Source organism: Streptomyces kanasensis (assembly GCF_043077165.1).
Lineage (GTDB): Bacteria > Actinomycetota > Actinomycetes > Streptomycetales > Streptomycetaceae > Streptomyces > Streptomyces changanensis.
The window spans coordinates 425,885-444,418 of sequence record NZ_JBIBSF010000001.1; the positions used below are offsets into that span (position 1 = coordinate 425,885).

Consider the following 18,534-nt stretch of genomic DNA (forward strand, 5'->3'; position numbering starts at 1 on the left):
GGTCAGAAGGAGACGTCGATGTAGTCGATGTCCGTGAACGCGACCTCCAGGTCGTCCGCGCGGCGGCCGCCGTCCTTGAAGTACACCTCCTGGAGGCCCTCCGCGACGATGGAGCGCAGCTGCCGGTCCGACTCGCCCCGCCGGCGTGCCTCGAACAGGCGGCTCGCGTAGGCGGGCGGGAGGTGGACCGTCAGGCGCCGCATGCGCCCGTCGTCGGTGGAGCCGATCGGCGCGGTGTAGCCGAAGCGGGCGCGGGTCTCCACGGTGATGCCGGTGGTGGCGGCGGCCTCGCGGCGGCGCCGGAGGCGGACCCGCGGCTGCCAGCGGCTGCGGACCTCGGCCTCCAGACGGTCGGCGATCTCCTTGGGGGGGTGCTTGCGCTCCCCCGTGCGGTAGCGCTCGACGGACCGCCGGGTCACGCCGAGCAGCTCGGCGACGGCCCGGGTCGTGCCGACCTTGCCGAGGAGGAAGTTGACCCGGGCCCGGGTCGACCGGGGCGGTTCGCGGGTGAACGCCTCCTCGTCGGCGCGCCGCAGGGCTTCGTCGATCTCCCCCATGTCACTCCCCCTCGTCCATGACGGCGTCGCCGCCCTTGATGTGGCGGGCGGGGTTGAGGTGGCGCTCCATCAGGTCGACCGCCCACGCCATCTCCTGGGTCCCCTCGTGCTTGGCCAGTCCGGGCGAGGGGCCGAGGCGGAATCCGCCCGGCAGCGGTGAGCCGTCCGCCGCGCGCGGCAGCAGGTCGGTGGGGGCGGGGCCGGGCGAGGGGTAGACGACGCAGTCGGAGAGGACGGCCAGCGGGTACAGACCGGCCGCCTTGGCCGTGTTCAGCATCTTGCGGTGCATGTTGACCCGCGCCTTGGCGATGACGGCGGCCCGGATGTCGGGGCGCCACGTGGGCCGGTCGAGCGCCGGCCAACGCTCCCCGTCGCGGTAGTGGCGGCCCTGCGGGCGTTCGCGGAGCTTGCCGACGCCGCCCTTGACGGTGGACTTGACGGCGGAGAGGGCCATGGCGACCATGCGGTGCCGCTCGACCGCGGCGCGCAGGGCGTCGTCGTCCGCTGCGGCCAGGTCGGCCAGGTCGGCGGGGTCCGCCTGGAGGAGGGCGCTCGCCGTGGGCTGGTGCTCCCGGAGCGCGTCGCGCAGCCGGTCGGGCGCGGCGAGCGCGGCCCGGGCCGCCGCCAGCCCCCGCAGCCGGTCGAGGGCGGCGGGGTCGCCCGGGGCGACGGACCGCAGCAGCTGGTGGAGGGCGGTACGGGCCAGGAACCCGGCTTCGTCCAGGTCCTTGGTGATGCCGACGTCGGCGAGTGTGGCGGCGTAGGCGTCGCGCAGCCGGTCGTGCCAGGGGTCGAGGTAGGGGCCGGTCTCCCGGCGGACGAACGCCTTCAGCGGCGCGACCTCGTGGCCGAGTTCGACGGCGTAGGCGACGGTGGGCGTCGCGTACCAGGCGGGGCCTTCGGGGCGCTGCCCGTTCGGGGTGAACGGCGACGGGAGGCGGGGGTCCAGCTCGATGTGGGAGAGGTCCACGAGCCACGCGCCGGGGAGCTTCTTGTCGAACGCCGGCCGGTCGACCTCCACCGGCCCGTCCAGGCCGACGACGAGGCGGGCCGACGCGGCGAGGAAGGCGGCGTTGAGGTCGAGGCCGACGGCCCAGGGCCGGAAGCACTCGTCGTCGGAGAGCGACCGCGGGTCGCGCACCCACTGGTACGCCTCCTCGTCGAGGAAACCGCCGGTCCAGCCCCGGGCGACCGGGTGCTCGGCCGTGGCCTCCGGCGGCGCGGGGTCGACGCCGTGCTCACCGAGGCTGCCGGGGTTCCGGCCCGGCACCCAGGCGCCCGTCGCCGCGTCCCGCACGGCGCGGGTGGGCGGGCGCAGCGCCGTCATGAGCTCCAGGCCCGAGACGGCCGTGGAACCGCGGGGGGTGATGACCCGCCGGGCGTAGACGCCGAGGACGCGGGCGAGTTGCGGCGGTGGCAGTTCGGCGGCGGTCCCCCAGGCGCGCGGGTCCAGCGCGTCCCAGGGCAGGACCGCGAACTGGACGCACTGGCGGCGGGTGCCCTCGGCTCGGCGGTAGACGCGCGCCCAGGGACCGAAGCCGCGCTGGGTGAGCCGCCACCCGGCCTCGGTGATCCCGCGGACGACCGGGTGGTCCTGCGGCAGGCGCAGGCTCCGCCGGGCCTCGGGCCCCTCCAGCCGGGGCGGGAGCCCCAACCGTACGGCCGCCGACTCGGTCAGCACGACGAGCGGGTCGGAGTCCTTGCCGTGCCGGTGCAGACGGGGCGCGCCGACGCCGGACTCCGCCAGCGTCCACTCGACCAGCTCGGGGACGCTCCTGGCGGGGCAGTCCAGGACGAGCCCGCCGACGCAGTACGCCGTGCCGTCTCCGTCGAGCACCGCCAGGGGGCCGCTCGGGAAGTCCGCCTCGCCGGCCGGGGCGACGGCGGTGGACGCCCCGGGCCGGGTGGATGCCGTGACCCTGCGGGCCGGCCGGCTGGTTCCGGCCGGCGCGGTGGAGGGCGCCCGGCGGGAGGGCGCCCCCGCGCCGGGGCCGGGTGCCGGCACGGCGGCGGGTACCGGCGGCACGGCGGCCGGCGCCGCGTGCGGGAGGGCAGACGCGGGCACGGGGGCGGGAGGCGCGGGGGGCGCGGTCTCCGGAGGGGCGGAGGCGGGCGTGGGGACGGGCCCGGCGGACGCGGGATCCGCCGGGTGCTGCGAAGGGACGGCCGGGGGCGGGTACTTGGCGGCCCATCCTTCGAGGACGCGGAGGTACGCCTGGAGGCGCGGGGGGCGCGGCTCGGAGCGGCCGTTCTCCCAGTTCTTCACCGTCTGCGTCGTCGACTTGAGGGCCTGCGCGAGACGGGCCTGCGTCACGCCCGCGGCCTCACGCAGCCGGGCCCGCTCGGCGGGTGGCGGCAGGTGCGGCTCGCCGTCCAGCAGCGCGTCGACGGCCGCGAACAGCTCTTCCTCGGTGGGCATGGTCACCTCCGCCGCCACCCTAACAGGTCCTTTATCCCTGCTTTTAGCGCCGGTTTTAGCCCGCACGGGTGCCGTCACCGACCCGCGCCCGAGGAACCCGGCCGTCCGGCCGCCGTCCCGGACGGCTGACGCCGAGGGCAGCGGTCCGGCGACGGCGGCCGTCCCCGACCTCGCCGGACCGTGGCACGCCCGGTTCGCCCGGCCCCCGGTCCCCGGCCGGCCGGTACGGCTACGGCTACGGCTACGGCTACGGCTACGGCTACGGCTACGGCTACGGCTACGGGACGAGTCGGACCTCCTGGGTGCCCAGCTCGTAGCGTGCGCCGACGATCGCCAACCGGCCCGTGGCGGTCCGTTCCGCCAGGTCGGGTTCGGCGGCCAGTCGGGAGCGGACGAGACGGACGTTGGCGGTGATCGTCGCGTCGACGCGGGCCGGGCCGGTCTGCGAGTGGTCGATCGCGGGGCGGATCTGCTCGGCCACGTACGCGATGTGGGCGGGCAGTTCCTCGCCCGTCTCGGCGGCGTGGACGGCGGCGGTCACGGCGCCGCACGAGGCGTGGCCCACCACCATGACGAGCGGGATGTCCAGCTCCAGGACCCCGTAGGCGATGCTGCCGAGGACCGCCTCGTCGAGCACGCACCCCGCCGAGCGGACGGTCATCAGGTCGCCCAGGCCCTGGTCGAAGACGAGCTCGGGCGGGACGCGCGAGTCGATGCAGCCGAGGACCAGCGCGAAGGGGTGCTGTCCGGAGACGGCCAGCAACCGGTCGGCGCCCGCTTCGTGCGGGTGCGTCTGGTGGCGGGTGGCCCAGCGGTGGTTGCCGCGGCGCAGCTCGCGGAGGGCCGCCTTCGGGGTGGTGGGGCGGTGTGCGGGCCCGGCGGCGACGGCCGGTGAGGCGGAGAGGGCCGTTCCGGCACCGAGGGCGGCGCCTCCGGCGAGGGCGGCCCGGAGCAGGGCGCGACGGGCGGTGTTCCCGGTGGCTATGTGTGTGGGTGTCGAGGTCACGCCCGGCACCGTACGTCCGGGGGGCGATGGCCTGTTCGCGCTTGGCGGTTCGTTGGGACGGGCTTGGGCGAATCCTGGCTCAGGCCACGCCGTCGGCGGGGTCGTGCGCCGTGGGGGTGGCGAGGGCGGCGACGAGGGCGGCCGCGTCCTCGCGGAAGAGGGCGCGGCCCAGGGCCGTCTGCCGGTCGCGGACGGGGCCGTCGGGGACGAGGAGGTCGGCGGCGGCGAGCAGCGCGGGCAGGTCGGCCGCGGTGGTGGTGATCCCCTCCGCCGCCATGTGCCGCACCCCGTCGGCGCCGTGGCCGGGGATGGGGCGGTAGCCGACGACCGGCAGCCCGGCGGCGAGCGCCTGGACGGCCGTCTGCCCGGCGGCGTTGTCGACGAGGAGGCGGGCCGAGGCCATGAGGCCGGGCAGGTCGTCGGTCCAGCCGAGCGCCACGGCGCCCGGTACGCGCGCGGTACGGCGACGCAGCCGCTCGTCGCGGCCGCACAGCACGACCGGGCGCAGGCCGTGGCGGGCCAGGGCGCCGGCCGTGTGCGGCAGGGCCGAACCGACGCCCCACGCGCCGGCCGACAACAGGACCGTGGGACGGCCCGGAGCACCGCCGCCGTCCGGGTCCGCCGCAGCGGCCGGCCGGGAGGGAACGCCCGGGTCCGACGGGCCGCCCGGGCCGGCCGGCGGGGCCGGGGTGCCGGGGCCGGCCGCTGCGGCGGGCCCGGGCGGATCGGCCGGGGTCGCCGTGACCCCCGCGTCGAAGGGCTGCCCGGCCAGGTGGAAGGCGGGCGCGACGACGGGTCCCGGGGCGAGGGTGCGGCGCCCCGAGCCGGTACGGGCCGCCGCCGCGGCGCCGTCGCTGACGCACAGGTACAGGTCGTTGCCCGGGTGGAGCCAGCCGCGGTGGACGGCGAAGTCCGTGACGTACACGGCGCTGGGTATGCGCAGCGCGCCCCGTTCGCGCATCCGGCCGGTGATCTGGGCGGCGAGGTGGAAGGTGGAGACCACGACGTCGGGCCGCAGGCGTTCGACGAGCGTGGCGAGGGGTCGCTCGGCCGACACGGCGAGGGGCGAGGTGCCGGCGTGCGGGACGGCCCGGGCGCCGTCCGGGCGGGGCGGGGGCGCGGCCAGGAAGACCCGGTAGATCGCCGTGTACAGGACGGGCGCGCGGCGGACCGCCGTCCGGTAGAAGCCGCGCAGGGCGGGTCCGGTGCCGGGGGGCAGGAGGGCCAGCACGTCGTGGAGGTGCACGTCGTGGCCCCGGGCGCGCAGCCGGCGGGCCAGTTCGGCGGCGACGGTGTCGTGACCCGCGCCCATGCTCGCGCTCAACACGAGACAGCGCCGTGTCATGGGGTCGCCTTCCGGTGGAAGGGGTCCGTCTTCCCCTGCATGGTAGGGCCGGTGGGCGGCCGCGGCGGTCCGGGCGGGCCTGTTCGGGTGGTTCGCGGGCCCGGCCGACCGTCGCGGGGAGGTGGCCCGGGCACATACCGGGAGGCTGGGGGGCTGAGCCGCAGCCGCACGAGTCCGGAGGTCTGGCATGGCGGAGACGAAACGGCCGGTCGTGCTCGTCACGGGTGCGTCGTCGGGGATCGGTGAGGCGGTGGCCGAGCGGTTCGCCCGGGATGCCGGGCGGCGCTGGCGGCTGCTGCTCGCCGGGCGGGACGAGGCCCGTCTCGGCGAGGTGGCCCGCCGTACCGGTGGCGTGGCGCTCCCGGGCGAGGACCTGGACGGGCTCGCCGGTGTGGAGCGACTGGCGGCGCGTGCGCTGGAGGTGGCGGGGCGGGTCGACGTGCTCGTCGCGTCCGCGGGGATCGGCTGGGCGGGTCCGTTCACGCGGACGCCGCCCGAGACCGTCGAACGGCTGGTGGCGGTCAACCTGACGGGAGTCGTGCAGTTGGTGCGGCTCCTGCTGCCGGGGATGGTGGAGCGCGGGGTGGGGCGGGTGGTCCTCGTCAGTTCGATGGCGGGGTGCGCCGGGGTGGCGAACGAGGCGGTCTACGCGGCGACGAAGGGCGGGCTCTTGGCGTTCGCGGACAGCCTGCGCTACGAGCTGGCCGGTACGCGCGTGGGGGTCACGTCGGTGGTGCCGGGGGCCGTCGACACGCCGTTCTTCGCGCACCGGGGCGTCCCGTACCACCGCACGCGGCCGCGTCCGGTGCCCGTCGGGCGGTTGGCCGAGCTGCTGTGGGGGGCGGTCGTCCGGGGGCGGGACGAGGTGTTCGCACCGCGGTGGCTGACGGTACCGGCGCGTGTCCGGGGGGCCGCGCCGGGCTTCTTCCGGGCCATGGCCAAGCGGTTCGGCTGAGCCGCCGCGATGCTGGCCCTGTCGATCTGTCTGGCCCTGCTCGCGGCGGTGGGCAACGCCGCGGCCTCGGTGCTCCAGCGGCGTGCGGCGGCCGACGCCGGTCCGGCGGGCACGGCCGTGCGCGGCTGGTGGCCCGGGCTGCTGCGGCGGCGGGCGTGGGTGCTGGGGTCCGTGGTGTTGGGCGTGTCGGGCGTCTTCCAGGCGCTGGCGCTGGCGACGGGGCCGCTCGCGGTGGTGCAGCCGGTGATGAGTACGGAGCTGCTGTTCACGCTGGTGTTGGGCGGGGTGGTGTTCCGGCGCAGCCCGGACCGGCGCACGTGGTGGGCGTTCGGGGCGATGGCCGCCGGGCTCGCCGCGTTCCTGGCGCTGGCCGAGCCGACGGGTGGGCGCTCCACGGTGCCGGCGGCGGACTGGCTGTGGGCCGGGGTGGCGATCGGTGCGGCCATGGTGGCGCTGGTGGTGGTGGCGCTGCGGCTGCCGTCCGCGCCGCGGGCCGCCGTGCTGGGCACGGCCACGGCGATGGGGTTCTCCGTCACGGCGGCGCTGCTGAAGGACGCGCTGGGGCGGGTGCAGGACGGGATGGGCCTGCTGTTCGGGGCGTGGCAGCTGTACGTGGCCGTCGCGGTCGGTCTGACGAGCTTCCTGCTGCTGCAGGTGACGTTCCGGGCGGGGACGCTCGTGGCGTCGCAGCCGGCGCTGACGATGGGCGACGCGCTGCTGAGCGTGGTGCTCGGGGTCGTGCTGTTCGAGGAGCGGGTCACCGTGGGCGTGCGGGGCGTCTTCGAGGCGGTCGCCGTCATCGTCCTGGTGGTGGCGTGCGTGGAGTTGGCGCGGTCGCCGCTGGTGACGGGTGGCGAGGACGGGAAGGGGACGTGGTGACGGCGGTGCGGGCGGTGGTGCACGCGGGAGCGGCGGGCCCTGTGGACGTCGTGCGTCGCGCGGGAACGGTCAGGTCCGTGCGGCACCCGCGAACGGTGGGGGCCGTGGGAGGCGTACGGCAGGCGGGAGCGGTGGGGGCCGTGGCGGCGGGCCTGGTCGCCTGGCACGTGGTGCCGGCGGCGGTGTGGCTGCCGGGGGCGCGCCGGAGGCTGTGGCCGGCGCTGGACGGGCAGGGCGATCCCGGCCGTGTCGCGCTGACCTTCGACGACGGGCCCGACCCGGTCACGACGCCGCTGTTCCTGCGGGCGCTGGACCGGTTGTCGGTGCGGGCGACGTTCTTCGTGCTGGGCGAGCGGTTGGCACGGGCGCCGGGCCTCGGGCGGGCGATCGTGGCGGAGGGCCACGAGCTGGCCGTGCACGGATGGCGGCACGACCGGCCGTGGACGCCCCGGCCGCTGCGCGATGTGCGCGAGGTGGCCGGGGCGGCGGAGCTGGTCGCGGACGTGGCCGGGCGCCGGCCCCTCTGGTACCGGCCCCCGTACGGCGTGCTGACCGGTGGCCGGTGGGCGGCGGCGCGGGCGGCGGGGCTGCGCACGGTGCTGTGGTCGGTGTGGGGCCGCGACTGGACGTCCACCGCGACCCCGGACGGCGTGCGCGCCGAGGTGGCGCGGGGACTGCGGGGCGGGGCGACGGTCCTGCTGCACGACTCGGACGCGATGTGCGCTCCCGGCTCGTGGCGGGCGGCCTTGGACGCCCTGCCGGGCGTCGTGGCCGACTGCCGGGCGCGGGGCCTGGTCGTGGGCCGGCTCGCCGAGCACGGCGTGCACGGTGGCCGCGACCTGCGCGACGTCGGCGACGGAGACGGTCCGGCGGGGCGGGCCGGGGGCTGACCGTCCCGCCTGACGGCCTGCAGGCCCGGGTTCTGCCGCTCCAGCAGGGGGCTGCTCGACGAGGACCCCTTCCGGCGTCAGGGCGCGCCGGGGCCGACCGCGTCCCGTCGGCGTCCGGAAGTGGGAGGTGTCGATGCCGTACGCCGCGATGCGGCGGCCGATGGACGCGTGGTGCCCGCCGACGGCGTTCAGTCCGAGGGCAGAGTCCAGGGCTCGCCGTCGTAGGCCAGCCGCTCGCGGGACATGGCCCGGCGGACGATCTCGACGTACTCGCGGGTGCGGGGCTCATGGAGAGCCTGCGCGAGCGGGCCGACAGCCTGGAGCAGGAGCTGTCGCTCCTCGCCGACCAGGCGGAACGGCGGGCGCAGCTGGCGCGCACCGAGGAGCGCGCACCGCCCCGGCGCGGGGTGGTGGGAGTGGGTCCGCCTACGGGTAGGCGAGCGCCACGAGCCCGGCGGGACGCCCTTACCGATCGTTTCAGAATGAGTTGGCGAGGCGATCGAGCCGTTGCTGAATGGAGTCCTGACGCCGTGGGACTTCGCAGGCCCGCAAGACACCCCTGGCCCTCCGGACCACCCCCCTTTACGATCAACGCCCATGCCCACCACCACCTCGCTCATACCCGTCCTCCGCGGCTCCGGCGGAACCACCCTCCAGGCGGAGGAAGACGCCCTCGTCCTGCGCCGGTGGCGCAAGGAGAAGCGGATCCCACTCCAGGCCGTTCGCCAGGTCCGTGCGGAGGGCCGTGCCCTCGCCGTGGAGCTCACCGCCCCGGCCGGTACAAACCCGACCGTGTTCCGGGTACGGAGCGTGAGCGCGGCGGCGGCCGCGGTGTTCGCCGACGCGGTCACCGCGCGCCTGCCCGAAGAGCGGGAGGCCGACGGCGAGGCCCTCGTCACCGAAGGCACGCCGGCGGAGTCCGAGGGGGAAGCGTACCGGCGCAAGCTCAAGCTCTGTAGGTGGGCCGTCGGCCTCGTGACCGTCGCGGTGGCGGTGGCGATGGCGATCGTGGGGTCGGGGGTCTTCGCGTTGCTCTTCCTGATCTGCACCCCCGTGACCCTGGGCATCCTCGTGCTCGGTCTCTACGCGATGAGGACGCCGTACTACGAGTGGTACCTGCCCCGGTACGGCATCACCGTCGAGGCGGTGCACCGCGGCTATCGGAACTACGCCTACACCGATCTGCACGGCGTGGCCCGCACCGCCTCCGTCGCGAGCTACGACCCGACCAAGCGGGTCGCCTACCACCCGGACAGGCCCGGCGAAGCGTTCGCCGTGTACTCCTGGATCCGCAAGGTGTTCCGCACCCTCTTCAGTCTGGCGTTCTTCCTCGTCGGCCTCTCGCTCTTCGCCTTCAACATCTGCATGGCCGTCAACGGCTTCCAACGCGGCTAACTGATCGATTCAGGAGGAGGTTCGCAGGCGGCGCAGGCATATGAGGCTGCGGGCCAGTTCGAGCAGGCCCTGGTGGAGGTCGGCACGTCGCTCGTAGCGGGTGCGGAGTCCGGTTGCCGCCGGTGAGCGTGACGGCGAGCGGGGTTCCGTGGCGGTCGACGATCAGGGGTACTTGGAGCCGGGGCGGGCGCGGTCGACGGGTGAGGGGCCGACGTGATCCCCCCTTTGAGGGCCCGGACGTGTGATCCGTCCACGGAGCAGTCGTCCAGGTCCGGCAGCGGCGCAGTTCGGCCGGCAGGGTGGCGTGCAGGCGCGGCCAGACGCCGGCCTCGGTCCAGTCCCGCAGCCGGCGCCAGGCCGTGACTCCGGAGCAGCCCACGGTCTCGGCCGGGACGTCGCGCCAGGCAACGCCGGTCCGCAGGACGTCCATGATGCCCGCGAGAGCCGCACGGTCCGCAACGCGAAGCCGTCCGGGATACCGGCGGCGCCGTTCGGGAGCAGGCGGCAGCAGCGGAGCCACCCGCTCCCACAGGTCGGCAGCAACAAGATCAGCACGCACCCGGACACCCTGGCGACCAAGATCGGCAAGCGCGAGACCCGCAGCTCAACTCAGCCTGAAACGATCAGTTAGTGCCGGTGGAAGGGGAGCCGGGGGCCGCGGGTGCACCAGGAGTGGGGCGCGGGGTGCGGGTTCCAGTACCGGTCCCATTCGGCGCGGTGCGCCCGACGGTGGGGGTGCCCGGACGTGTGCTCGGCCGTGCCGTAGACGAGGGCGCCCAGCACGGCGGTGATGGCGGCGAGTTCCGCGCTCGTCGGTGAACCGTGAACTATTCGCAGGTGGTGGGGCATTGGTCCATCGTCCGACGGCGGGGCCGGCTCCGCATCCGCACGCCGATCCGTCCCGCGGCGGGGGTGTCGGCGGCGTGCGCGGGGCGCCCGGGGAGGGGCGCCGGAGGGGGCCCGGACCGCGGGCGGGTGGCGGCCGGACGGGTGAGCTCGCGGGGCGGCCCGTGGGCCCGTCGCCCCAGTCCCGCCTATGGCCCGGGGGTCCCGGGGGCGGTTCGCGGTGACGACCCGGAGTTGCCTCGACGCGCGCCGTCGTCAGACCTCCCACATCCTTTGAGTGAACGCGAGCAACACGCGACGAAAGGGCTCGACATCATGGCCACGTTGTGCAGACCCGCGGTGTCCGTCCCCGAGCATGTGATCACCATGGAGGAGACGCTCGAACTGGCGCGGACCATCCATGCGGACCACCCCCAGCTCCCGCTGGCGCTGCGGTTGATGGAGAACACCGGGGTCCGCAAGCGCCACATCCTCCGTCCGATCGAGGAGACGCTGAAGCACCCGGGTTTCGAACACCGTAACTCCGTCTACGAGGCCGAGGCCAAGGCGCGCGTGCCCGCCGTGATACGGCGTGCACTGGAGGACGCGGAGCTGCGGGCCGCGGACATCGACGTGATCATCTACGTGTCGTGCACGGGCTTCATGATGCCCTCGCTCACGGCGTGGCTGATCAACACCATGGACTTCCGCAGTGACACCCGTCAGGTGCCCATCGCGCAGCTGGGCTGCGCGGCGGGCGGTGCGGCCATCAACCGCGCGCACGACTTCTGCACGGCCTACCCGGACAAGAACGCGCTGATCGTGGCGTGCGAGTTCTGCTCGCTCTGCTACCAGCCGACCGACCTGGGCGTCGGCAACCTGCTGTCGAACGGCCTGTTCGGCGACGGGCTCGCCGCAGCCGTGATGCGCGGCAAGGGCGGCACGGGTGTCGAGTTGGAGCGCAACGGCTCGTACCTGGTGCCCGAGACGGTCGACTGGATCGCCTACGACGTCCGGGACACCGGCTTCCACTTCAAGCTGGACAAGCGGGTGCCGGGCACGATGGAGCCGCTGGCGCCGGCGCTGAAGCAGCTGGCGGGTCAGCACGGGTGGGACGCTTCCGACCTGGACTTCTACATCATCCACGCCGGCGGTCCGCGGATCCTGGACGACCTCAGCAAGTTCCTGGGGGTGGATCCCGAGGCGTTCCGCTTCAGCCGGGCCACGCTCACCGAGTACGGCAACATCGCCAGCGCCGTCGTCCTGGACGCGCTGCGGCGGCTCTTCGACGAGGGGGGCACCCCCGAGTCGGCGCGCGGCCTGCTGGCGGGCTTCGGGCCCGGCATCACCGCGGAGATGTCGCTCGGCCGCTGGACGACCTCCGGCTCCTCGCCGGCCGCCGCCGTCGGCGCCCGGTCGAGGGTGGGAGCCGCCTCGGCGGTCGCCGTGGCGCCGAACGCCTTCGTCGACGCGTACACGGACACCGAGGAGCCCGACCGTGCTGGATGAGACCACGACGACGTCCGTGCCGGAGGCCGGCGCGGACGCGGTGGGCGCCGACGCCGAGCTGCCTCCCGTACGGCACTGGCCGGCGCTCGACCTGTCCGGGGTGGACTTCGACCCGGTGCTGGCCGGGCTGATGGAGGAGGGCCCGGTCACCCGCGTCAAGTTGCCGAACGGATCCGGCTGGGCGTGGCTGGTGACGCGGTACGACGACGTGCGCGCGGTGACGAACGACCCCCGCTTCAGCCGGAAGCTCGTCGTGGACAGCGACGTCACCCGGCTGGCGCCGCACTTCATCCCGGTGGACGGGGCGGTGGGGTTCGAGGACCCGCCGGACCACACGCGGCTGCGCCGCTCGGTGGCGCCCGCGTTCACCACCCGCGGTGTCGAGCGGCTGCGCGACCGGGCGCGGGAGATGCTCGACGAACTGGTCGAGGGTGTGTTGCGGGACGGGCCCCCGGCCGACTTCACCGAGCGGCTCCTCGGGCCGTTCCCGCTGGCCGTGGTCTGCGAGTTGATGGGCGTGCCGGCCGAGGACCGACCGCGCATGCACGAGTGGACCAACCTCATCCTCTCCTCGGCGCAGGGCGCGGAGCGCAGCCAGCGCGCCAAGGAGGAGATGTGCGGCTACTTCGCCGAGACGATGCGGCGGCGCCGCGGTACGGGCGGCGAGGACGTCATCGGGCTGCTGTCGGCGGCGGTCGAGGCCGGCGAGATCACCGAGTCGGAGTCGGTGGGCCTGTCGCTGCTGATCCAGATCGGCGGTGAAGCGGTCACGAACAACACCGGCAACATGCTCTTCATCCTGCTCACCCGTCCGGACCTGATGGACCGGCTGCGCGCCGATCCGGCGGGCCGGGGCCGGGCGATCGAGGAGCTGCTGCGCTACATCCCGCACCGCAGCGCGGTCGGGCTGTCGCGGATCGCCCTGGAGGACGTGACGGTCGCCGGGGCGCGGATCCGGGCGGGCGAGGCGGTGTACGTGTCGTACCTGGCGGCCAACCGGGACCCGGACGTGTTCCCCGACCCGGAGCGGCTGGACTTCGATCGGGCCCCGAACCCGCATGTGGCGTTCGGGCACGGACCGCACTTCTGCGTGGGCGCCATGCTGGCCCGGCTGGAGTCGGAACTGCTCGTGGACGCGCTCGCCGACCGGTTCCCGGGGCTGCGGCTCGCCGTCCCGGCCGGGGAGGTCCGCTTCCGGCGCGGGGCGCTGATCCGAGGGCCCGAGTCGATGCCGGTGGCGTGGGGATGAGCGCGCACGCACCCGACGGACTGCTGGTGCCCACCGGCCACGGCCGGACGCTGGTGGCGCCCGCCCACGAGGTCACGTTCAAGGTCACGGGTGAGCACTCGCGGGCGGCGTCGAGCTTCGAGGTCGTCGTGCCTCCGGGGTTCGACGTCGGGGCCCACGTCCACGCGCACAGCGAGGAGCTGTTCTACCTGCTGGAGGGCGAGCTGGACGTGCTGGCGTTCGAACCGCGGGTGCGCACCCGCGACGACTGGCGGCACTGGGAGTCCACGAGCGGTCGCCGGACGGTGCGGGCGACCCCCGGCACGGTGATCGTGGTACCACCGGGGTGCCCGCACGCCTTCGCCAACCGTACGGACCAGCCGGCGAAGATGTTCTTCCAGGCGTCCCCTCCCCCGGACCACGAGCGGTACTTCGAGGAGCTGCTGGACATCCTCGACGCGGGCGGCTCCCCGGACCACGCGGCGATCGCCGCGCTGCGCTCGCGGTACGACATCGAGCAGCTGACGCCCATGCGGCACGACGGGTACGGCACGTCGGCGCCGTGACCCGCACGGCGTGCACGGCCCGGGCCCCGGCCCGCCTTTCGAGGCGGCCCGGGGCCCTTCCCTTGTTCGGCCCCTTCTCCGGCCGGACCCGTCACGGGCGGTGCTGTGCGCGGACCGCCCGGGAGCGTGTCGGTCGGGTCATGGCGTGGGGCGGTTGCGGCGGGCGCGCGAGCCGCCGCTGCGGCGTTCGCCCGTCGCGGCCATGGCGGCCCCCAGCAGCAGGGCCACGACACCGACGATGATGTTGTTCCAGATGGTGCGCGTGGTGTCGACGTTGCCCGCGACCAGCCACGGCGCGATGATCGTGAAGGCACCGATGGCCACGGCGCACCAGGCCATGGCGTGGGTCCGCTCGTAGGCGGAACCCAGGCCGCCCATGCACAGCGCATAGGCGACACCGAGGATCAGGTTGGTCACGGCGAGGGTCGTGAACCCGCTGAACCCCGCGATCCACGGGGATGCCGCGAGGTAGACGCCGGTGAGGAACGCCAGCGCCTCGATGGCCTGGCCGCGCGGCGTGCTGGTGGCTCGCTCGAACCGAGCGCGCATCTCTGCGACGTCGGGGTGTTGCTCGATGGTCGGGTGCGTGGTCATTGCGGGGCCCGCCTCCTAAAGAAGCCTTTATCTGCCCTTTACGACCATATAACCCCTCTTACTCCATCCGGGTCAAATGGAACTTTTCCGAGCCTGGACCGCCCCGCGCCCACCGGTTCACCGGTTCACCGGTTCACCGGGATGGCACCACGACGACGACACCTCCGCGGCGCACCGTCGTTGATCAACCGCACGCCCAGCCGTGCGCGGTACCGCGACCCGCGAACCGGTCGCTGCCGACGACCCGAACGGAAGAGGTACGCCATGAACCTCCGCACCATCGCCCTGGCCGCAGTCGCGGGCGCGCTCGCGGCCACCGGCACCGCGGGCACCGCCCAGGCCGCCCCGTCCGCGCCGCACTCCCCCAGCGCCGCGGACGCGCCGGACACCACGCGCGACGACGGGGTCGCCCTGGTGAAGAAGGACGCCCTGACCCCCTGGTCGCTCGTGGACTTCGCGCTCGGGCGGGAGGAGCGGGCCGACCGGGCGGGATGAGGCGGCACGGGCCCGGGCGAATCGGGCGGGGCAGACCGGGGTGAGCCCGGCCGGGCCCGGGTGACGCGGCGCGCCGGAACGGTCCGAACAGTGGCGAAACACGGAAGTTACCGGTGCGTTTCGGACATGTTGCGACTCACATTCCGCACCAATCCACGCATCGTGCACTTTTGAACCGGATGTGCGACCCCCGGTCAACCTGCGGTGACGCAGCGCCACATGACGCACCGTAACACCCGGGGGAAGCTTTCGCGTCACTGCTTGAAAGCGGGACGGCACCTGAAAACCTTCACTGAATGTGCGTCAGCGGGCTCGTATCGGCAGGCTGTTACCGACCCCGACCGACGGATTCGAAGGAAGAGTGATGACCATGACGCACAAGCGGAACCCCCTGCGCCGCACCGCCATACTCGGGCTGATCACGGCCGCGGCCATGACCGCGCTGGCCCCGGCCGCCGGCGCCGCGGAGGCGGGCGACACGGGCGAGTCGCGACTGTACGCTCCGAGCGCCCTGGTCCTGACCGTGTCGGACGGCGAGGACGCCGCGACGGCGACCCCGCTCCGCGCGGTGACCCTCAGCTGTATGCCGTCGCCGGGCGGGACCCATCCGGACCCGCAGAAGGCGTGCGACGCCCTGCGCGCCGTCGACGGCCGGTTCTCCGCCTTGAAGAGTGACGGCACGCGTGCCTGCGTCAAGATCTACGACCCGGTCGTCGTCACGGCCGAGGGCGTCTGGGAGGGCCGGCGTGTCCAGTTCGAGCGTACGTACGGCAACTCCTGCGTCCTGGGGGCGGAGGGCACCCCGGTCTTCGCCTTCTGAGCGCGACCGGCGCCGATCTCCCCGCGGCCCGCGTCGTCACCGGCGGCAGCCTCCCCTTGCCACCGGTACGGCGCGGGCCGCTGCCGTGCCCGGGGGCCCGCGACCGCCGTACGCCGCGCCGGGGCCGCGCGGGCCGGTCGGCCCGGCCGGGGGCATAGTGAAGGGACGGGCGGGGTGCGGCAGCGCCCCGGGAGAGCGAGCCGTGGGGCCGTGAGCGATGGATCTCGACAGTGTCGCCGACGAGCTGTACGGGCTGCGGCCCGCGCAGTTCACCGCGGTCCGCGCGCAGCGCGCCGCCCAGGCCCGCACCGCCGGCGACCGCGGGCTCGCCGAGCGGATCGGGGCGCTGCGGCGTCCGACCCTGGCCGCCTGGGCGAGCAACCTCCTCGTCCGGGCGAGACCGGAGGAGGTGCGGTCGCTCGTCGCGCTCGGCGACGGGCTGCGGCGGGCGCACCAGGAGCTGGACGGCGCCGGGTTGCGCGAGCTGGGGCGCCGGCAGCACGTCCTGGTGGCCGCGCTGGCCCGGGAGGCGCAGCGGCTGGCCGCCGAGGCGGGTGAGGCGGTGGGGGACGCCGCCCGCGAGCAGGTGGAGGCGACCCTGCACGCGGCGCTCGCGGATCCGGACGCTGCCGAGGAGTGGGCCGCCGGACGGCTGAGCAAGGCGCTGAGCGCACCGGTCGGGTTCGCCGCCGCGGGCTTCGGGATGCCGGGCGCGCCGGGTGGCGCTCCCGCGAGCGGCCGCGCGGGCGGGGGCGAGGGCGGTACGGCGCCCCGGCGGCGTACGGCCACCGACCGTCCGGAAGCGGCCACGGCGGCGGGGCGGCGGGGCGCCCCGGCCGGCCCCGCACCCCGGGAGGAAGAGCGACGGACGCGGCAGGAAGAGCTGCGGGCGCGGGAGGAGGAGCGACTGCGGGCCGAGGGGGCGCGGGCCGAGGAGGCGGCCGCCCTCGCCCGCCGCGAGGCCGAGGCGCGGGAGGGCGACGCGGCCGCGGCCCGCGAGGAGCTGCGGGTGGCCGACCGGCGCGTACGGGACGCGGACTCCGAGGTGGCGGAGCTGACGGCCCGTCTGGAGGAGGCGCGGGAGCGGCGGGAGGCGGAGCGGGGCGCCGTACGCAGGGCGCGGGAGCGCGTGCGGAACGCCGGGCAGGCGGCCGAACGGGCCGGGACGCAGGCGCGGGAGGCCGCGGAACGGGCGCGGAGGGCGAAGCGGACGGCAGAGCGGCTGCGGTGAGTCGCGGAGGCGGGCCCGGCGGCCTCCCGTGCGTCCGGGCCGCTCCTACGGGTGTCCCCAGCGACCGGCCCGGTCCACGGGTGCGTCCGCCACATCCGGCCCCGTGAGCGCCGCGGGCCCCGCCGGCAACGCTGCCGCGCCCGCTCGCGCGGGAGCGGGTCGGCCGTGGGCGGCGCGGTGGAGGTACCGGACCTTGATGCACAGTGCCCAGGGGTCGATCGGCTTCATCAGCAGGTCGGCCGCGCCCAGGCGCATCGCCGTGCGGGACAGCTGCGCGTCGACGCCCATCCCGGTCACCAGGATGACCGGGATGCGCCGCGTCTGCTCCACCCGCTGCATGTACCGCAGGACGTCGAGGCCGCTCACACCGGGCATGACCACGTCCAGGACGGTCACGGCGACACCCCCGCGCAGCACCGCCTTCAGCGCGGCATCTCCGCTGGTGGCCGACTCCAGGGGATAGCCGAGCGGCGAGAGGGCGCTGTGCAGCGCGAACAGGTTGTCCTCACGGTCGTCGACCAGGAGGACCTTCTCCCCGGCGGGCATGGTCCCTCACCTCCGCTCCACAAGGCGGGCGGACGCGGACCGGCCCCCCTCGCTCCAGGATGCCCAGGATGCCCCGGCCGGAGCCGCGGCGGCAGGGGGCCGAACGAGCCGCGGCCGGACGACGCCCCGTCGCCCGCCCCGCCCGGGTCACGGGCGGTAGACCTCTCCGGGTTCGGGCGTGGCGGGAGCGAGGAGTTGCGGAACGGTGACGAAGGTGAAGCCGCGTTCCTTCAGCTCGTCGATGATGCCGGGCACGGCGGGGACGGTCCCGTCGTAGATGTCGTGCAGCAGGATGATGCCGTCCTTGTCGGCGCCCTTCAGGGTCCGTTCGCGGATCAGGTCGGAGTCGGTGGTGGCGTAGTCCTTCGCGGTGACGCTCCACAGGACCTGGGAGAGGCCGAGTTCGCGGCAGATCTCGGAGACCTTCTCGTCGGTGCGGCCCTGCGGCGGTCGCATCAGGGTCGGCCTGCGGCCGGTGAGGCGCTCGACGGCGTCCTGGGTGCGCTGGAGTTCCTCGCGTGTCTCGTGCGGCTCGATGTCGGTCAGGTCGGGGTGCGTCCAGGTGTGGTTGGCGACCTCGTGCCCCTCGGCGGCGATGCGGCGGACGACGTCCGGGTAGCGGTCGACGTGCCTGCTGCCCAGGAGGAAGAACGTGGCGGGGACCTTCTTCGCCTTGAGGATGTCCAGCAGCTCCGGGGTGTCCTTGCCCGGCCCGGCGTCGAAGGCCAGGGCTATGCACCTGGCCTCGCGGCAGTCCACCGGGCGCGGGGCCTCCCCCTTGGCGTCGCCGCGCGCGTCGGCGGGGGCGACGGTGTCGACCGAACAGCCGCCCGCGGCCAGGACGAGCGAGGCGACCGCGGCGAGGGCGGCGGCCCGGCGGCCACGGCGTGACGGACGGGGGGAGCGCGTCGCGGACGACGCGGAGAGCGGCGGGAACGGCACGGTGCAGCTCTCCTTCGGGAGGGCGGGTCGGGAAGGCCCGGCGAGGGCCACGAGCTGCACAGTACACAGGGTGTATACACCGCATGTATACCGGGGTGGGTGGTCTGTGGGGTGGGTGGGGTGGGCGGCTGTCGCCGGTTTCCGGCGGTGGTGCCGCACGGCGGACGGCGGCCGACACGGCGGACGGAGCCGCCCCGGCCGCGCGGAGCGCACGCGGCCCCGGGGCGGCCCCGGGGGGGGGGCGCCCCCCCGGCCGGGGGGGGGGGGGGCCTTCGCGCCGGTCGACTTCGCGGGCGGGGCCCGGCGGGCGGCCGCGGCGGCCCGCCGGGAGC

The 18,534-nt window shown here is 75.3% G+C and carries 19 protein-coding genes and 1 pseudogene; 10 read left to right on the forward strand and 10 right to left on the reverse strand.

Going from position 1 to position 18,534, the window contains the following annotated elements; all coding sequences use genetic code 11:
- Window positions 1-2: 2 nt before the first annotated feature.
- From tpg to ACF053_RS01835, 4 genes are all read right to left on the reverse strand, one after another.
- Window positions 3-557 (reverse strand): telomere-protecting terminal protein Tpg, encoded by a 555-nt coding sequence (gene tpg / locus ACF053_RS01820; RefSeq protein WP_391951955.1) that lies wholly within the window; start codon window positions 555-557, stop codon window positions 3-5.
- Window position 558: 1 nt separating this feature from the next.
- A complete protein-coding gene (gene tap, locus ACF053_RS01825; RefSeq protein ID WP_391951956.1) occupies window positions 559-2,976 on the reverse strand; it encodes a telomere-associated protein Tap in 2,418 nt (805 codons plus the stop codon).
- Window positions 2,977-3,253: 277 nt separating this feature from the next.
- Entirely contained in the window at window positions 3,254-3,982 is a 729-nt protein-coding gene (locus ACF053_RS01830; RefSeq protein WP_391951957.1) for a carbonic anhydrase, read from the reverse strand.
- 79 nt (window positions 3,983-4,061) lie between these two features.
- Window positions 4,062-5,327, reverse strand: coding sequence for an MGDG synthase family glycosyltransferase (locus ACF053_RS01835; protein ID WP_391951958.1), 1,266 nt, complete (start codon window positions 5,325-5,327; stop codon window positions 4,062-4,064).
- A 187-nt stretch (window positions 5,328-5,514) separates the two neighbouring features.
- Between ACF053_RS01835 and ACF053_RS01840 the strand changes: the two genes are divergently transcribed.
- The 3 genes from ACF053_RS01840 (at window position 5,515) to ACF053_RS01850 (ending at window position 8,051) form a co-directional block, all read left to right on the forward strand.
- Window positions 5,515-6,282 carry an SDR family NAD(P)-dependent oxidoreductase gene (locus ACF053_RS01840; RefSeq protein WP_391951959.1) on the forward strand — a complete coding sequence of 256 codons (768 nt, stop codon included), beginning with the start codon at window positions 5,515-5,517 and terminating at the stop codon, window positions 6,280-6,282.
- A gap of 9 nt (window positions 6,283-6,291) precedes the next feature.
- Window positions 6,292-7,161 (forward strand): DMT family transporter, encoded by an 870-nt coding sequence (locus tag ACF053_RS01845; RefSeq protein ID WP_391951960.1) that lies wholly within the window; start codon window positions 6,292-6,294, stop codon window positions 7,159-7,161.
- Between the two features lie 104 nt (window positions 7,162-7,265).
- Window positions 7,266-8,051, forward strand: coding sequence for a polysaccharide deacetylase family protein (locus tag ACF053_RS01850; RefSeq protein WP_391951961.1), 786 nt, complete (start codon window positions 7,266-7,268; stop codon window positions 8,049-8,051).
- A gap of 188 nt (window positions 8,052-8,239) precedes the next feature.
- Here ACF053_RS01850 and ACF053_RS01855 read toward each other — a convergent pair whose 3' ends face one another.
- On the reverse strand, window positions 8,240-8,608 hold the full coding sequence (locus tag ACF053_RS01855; RefSeq protein ID WP_391952648.1) for a hypothetical protein: 369 nt from the start codon (window positions 8,606-8,608) through the stop codon (window positions 8,240-8,242).
- A gap of 40 nt (window positions 8,609-8,648) precedes the next feature.
- Between ACF053_RS01855 and ACF053_RS01860 the strand changes: the two genes are divergently transcribed.
- Window positions 8,649-9,446: a hypothetical protein gene (locus ACF053_RS01860; protein ID WP_391951962.1), complete on the forward strand. Its 798-nt coding sequence runs from the start codon at window positions 8,649-8,651 to the stop codon at window positions 9,444-9,446.
- Between the two features lie 109 nt (window positions 9,447-9,555).
- Here the strand turns inward: ACF053_RS01860 and ACF053_RS01865 are convergent.
- Window positions 9,556-10,005 (reverse strand): annotated as a pseudogene (locus tag ACF053_RS01865) (transposase); the annotation flags it as partial.
- Window positions 10,006-10,073: 68 nt separating this feature from the next.
- Window positions 10,074-10,295, reverse strand: a complete 222-nt coding sequence (locus ACF053_RS01870) for an acyl-CoA carboxylase subunit epsilon (protein ID WP_391951963.1) — start codon at window positions 10,293-10,295, stop codon at window positions 10,074-10,076.
- 312 nt (window positions 10,296-10,607) lie between these two features.
- On the opposite strand from ACF053_RS01870, the gene ACF053_RS01875 reads away from it, so the two are divergent.
- From ACF053_RS01875 to ACF053_RS01885, 3 genes are read left to right on the forward strand one after another with little or no spacing between them, the layout of a single operon-like run.
- Window positions 10,608-11,780: a type III polyketide synthase gene (locus ACF053_RS01875; protein ID WP_391951964.1), complete on the forward strand. Its 1,173-nt coding sequence runs from the start codon at window positions 10,608-10,610 to the stop codon at window positions 11,778-11,780.
- A gap of 16 nt (window positions 11,781-11,796) precedes the next feature.
- Complete coding sequence (locus tag ACF053_RS01880) at window positions 11,797-13,029, forward strand: cytochrome P450 (RefSeq protein WP_391952622.1); 1,233 nt, start codon at window positions 11,797-11,799, stop codon at window positions 13,027-13,029.
- Window positions 13,026-13,574 carry a cupin domain-containing protein gene (locus tag ACF053_RS01885; RefSeq protein WP_391951965.1) on the forward strand — a complete coding sequence of 183 codons (549 nt, stop codon included), beginning with the start codon at window positions 13,026-13,028 and terminating at the stop codon, window positions 13,572-13,574. Before ACF053_RS01880 ends, ACF053_RS01885 begins: the two co-directional genes overlap by 4 nt.
- Before the next feature lie 138 nt (window positions 13,575-13,712).
- Here the strand turns inward: ACF053_RS01885 and ACF053_RS01890 are convergent, their stop codons facing one another.
- Window positions 13,713-14,168 (reverse strand): SPW repeat protein, encoded by a 456-nt coding sequence (locus tag ACF053_RS01890; protein ID WP_058940555.1) that lies wholly within the window; start codon window positions 14,166-14,168, stop codon window positions 13,713-13,715.
- A gap of 264 nt (window positions 14,169-14,432) precedes the next feature.
- Here ACF053_RS01890 and ACF053_RS01895 point away from each other — a divergent pair, with 264 nt between their 5' ends.
- From ACF053_RS01895 to ACF053_RS01905, 3 genes are all read left to right on the forward strand, one after another.
- Complete coding sequence (locus ACF053_RS01895; RefSeq protein ID WP_391951966.1) at window positions 14,433-14,663, forward strand: hypothetical protein; 231 nt, start codon at window positions 14,433-14,435, stop codon at window positions 14,661-14,663.
- 364 nt (window positions 14,664-15,027) lie between these two features.
- Window positions 15,028-15,483 carry a subtilase-type protease inhibitor gene (locus tag ACF053_RS01900; protein WP_391951967.1) on the forward strand — a complete coding sequence of 152 codons (456 nt, stop codon included), beginning with the start codon at window positions 15,028-15,030 and terminating at the stop codon, window positions 15,481-15,483.
- Window positions 15,484-15,700: 217 nt separating this feature from the next.
- Window positions 15,701-16,714 carry a hypothetical protein gene (locus ACF053_RS01905; RefSeq protein WP_391951968.1) on the forward strand — a complete coding sequence of 338 codons (1,014 nt, stop codon included), beginning with the start codon at window positions 15,701-15,703 and terminating at the stop codon, window positions 16,712-16,714.
- Window positions 16,715-16,759: 45 nt separating this feature from the next.
- On the opposite strand, the gene ACF053_RS01910 is transcribed toward ACF053_RS01905, so the two are convergent.
- Entirely contained in the window at window positions 16,760-17,260 is a 501-nt protein-coding gene (locus ACF053_RS01910; RefSeq protein WP_391951969.1) for a response regulator, read from the reverse strand.
- A 147-nt stretch (window positions 17,261-17,407) separates the two neighbouring features.
- Window positions 17,408-18,202: a polysaccharide deacetylase family protein gene (locus ACF053_RS01915; RefSeq protein WP_391952623.1), complete on the reverse strand. Its 795-nt coding sequence runs from the start codon at window positions 18,200-18,202 to the stop codon at window positions 17,408-17,410.
- Window positions 18,203-18,534 lie beyond the last annotated feature (332 nt).

Bases quoted from the DNA above. Each gene is read 5' to 3' on its own strand.
- tpg (WP_391951955.1), bottom strand. From the start codon at position 557: ATGGGGGAGATCGACGAAGCCCTGCGGCGCGCCGACGAGGAGGCGTTC.
- tap (WP_391951956.1), bottom strand. From the start codon at position 2,976: ATGCCCACCGAGGAAGAGCTGTTCGCGGCCGTCGACGCGCTGCTGGAC.
- ACF053_RS01835 (WP_391951958.1), bottom strand. From the start codon at position 5,327: ATGACACGGCGCTGTCTCGTGTTGAGCGCGAGCATGGGCGCGGGTCAC.
- ACF053_RS01840 (WP_391951959.1), top strand. From the start codon at position 5,515: ATGGCGGAGACGAAACGGCCGGTCGTGCTCGTCACGGGTGCGTCGTCG.
- ACF053_RS01845 (WP_391951960.1), top strand. From the start codon at position 6,292: ATGCTGGCCCTGTCGATCTGTCTGGCCCTGCTCGCGGCGGTGGGCAAC.
- ACF053_RS01860 (WP_391951962.1), top strand. From the start codon at position 8,649: ATGCCCACCACCACCTCGCTCATACCCGTCCTCCGCGGCTCCGGCGGA.
- ACF053_RS01870 (WP_391951963.1), bottom strand. From the start codon at position 10,295: ATGCCCCACCACCTGCGAATAGTTCACGGTTCACCGACGAGCGCGGAA.
- ACF053_RS01875 (WP_391951964.1), top strand. From the start codon at position 10,608: ATGGCCACGTTGTGCAGACCCGCGGTGTCCGTCCCCGAGCATGTGATC.
- ACF053_RS01885 (WP_391951965.1), top strand. From the start codon at position 13,026: ATGAGCGCGCACGCACCCGACGGACTGCTGGTGCCCACCGGCCACGGC.
- ACF053_RS01890 (WP_058940555.1), bottom strand. From the start codon at position 14,168: ATGACCACGCACCCGACCATCGAGCAACACCCCGACGTCGCAGAGATG.
- ACF053_RS01895 (WP_391951966.1), top strand. From the start codon at position 14,433: ATGAACCTCCGCACCATCGCCCTGGCCGCAGTCGCGGGCGCGCTCGCG.
- ACF053_RS01900 (WP_391951967.1), top strand. From the start codon at position 15,028: ATGACCATGACGCACAAGCGGAACCCCCTGCGCCGCACCGCCATACTC.
- ACF053_RS01905 (WP_391951968.1), top strand. From the start codon at position 15,701: ATGGATCTCGACAGTGTCGCCGACGAGCTGTACGGGCTGCGGCCCGCG.
- ACF053_RS01910 (WP_391951969.1), bottom strand. From the start codon at position 17,260: ATGCCCGCCGGGGAGAAGGTCCTCCTGGTCGACGACCGTGAGGACAAC.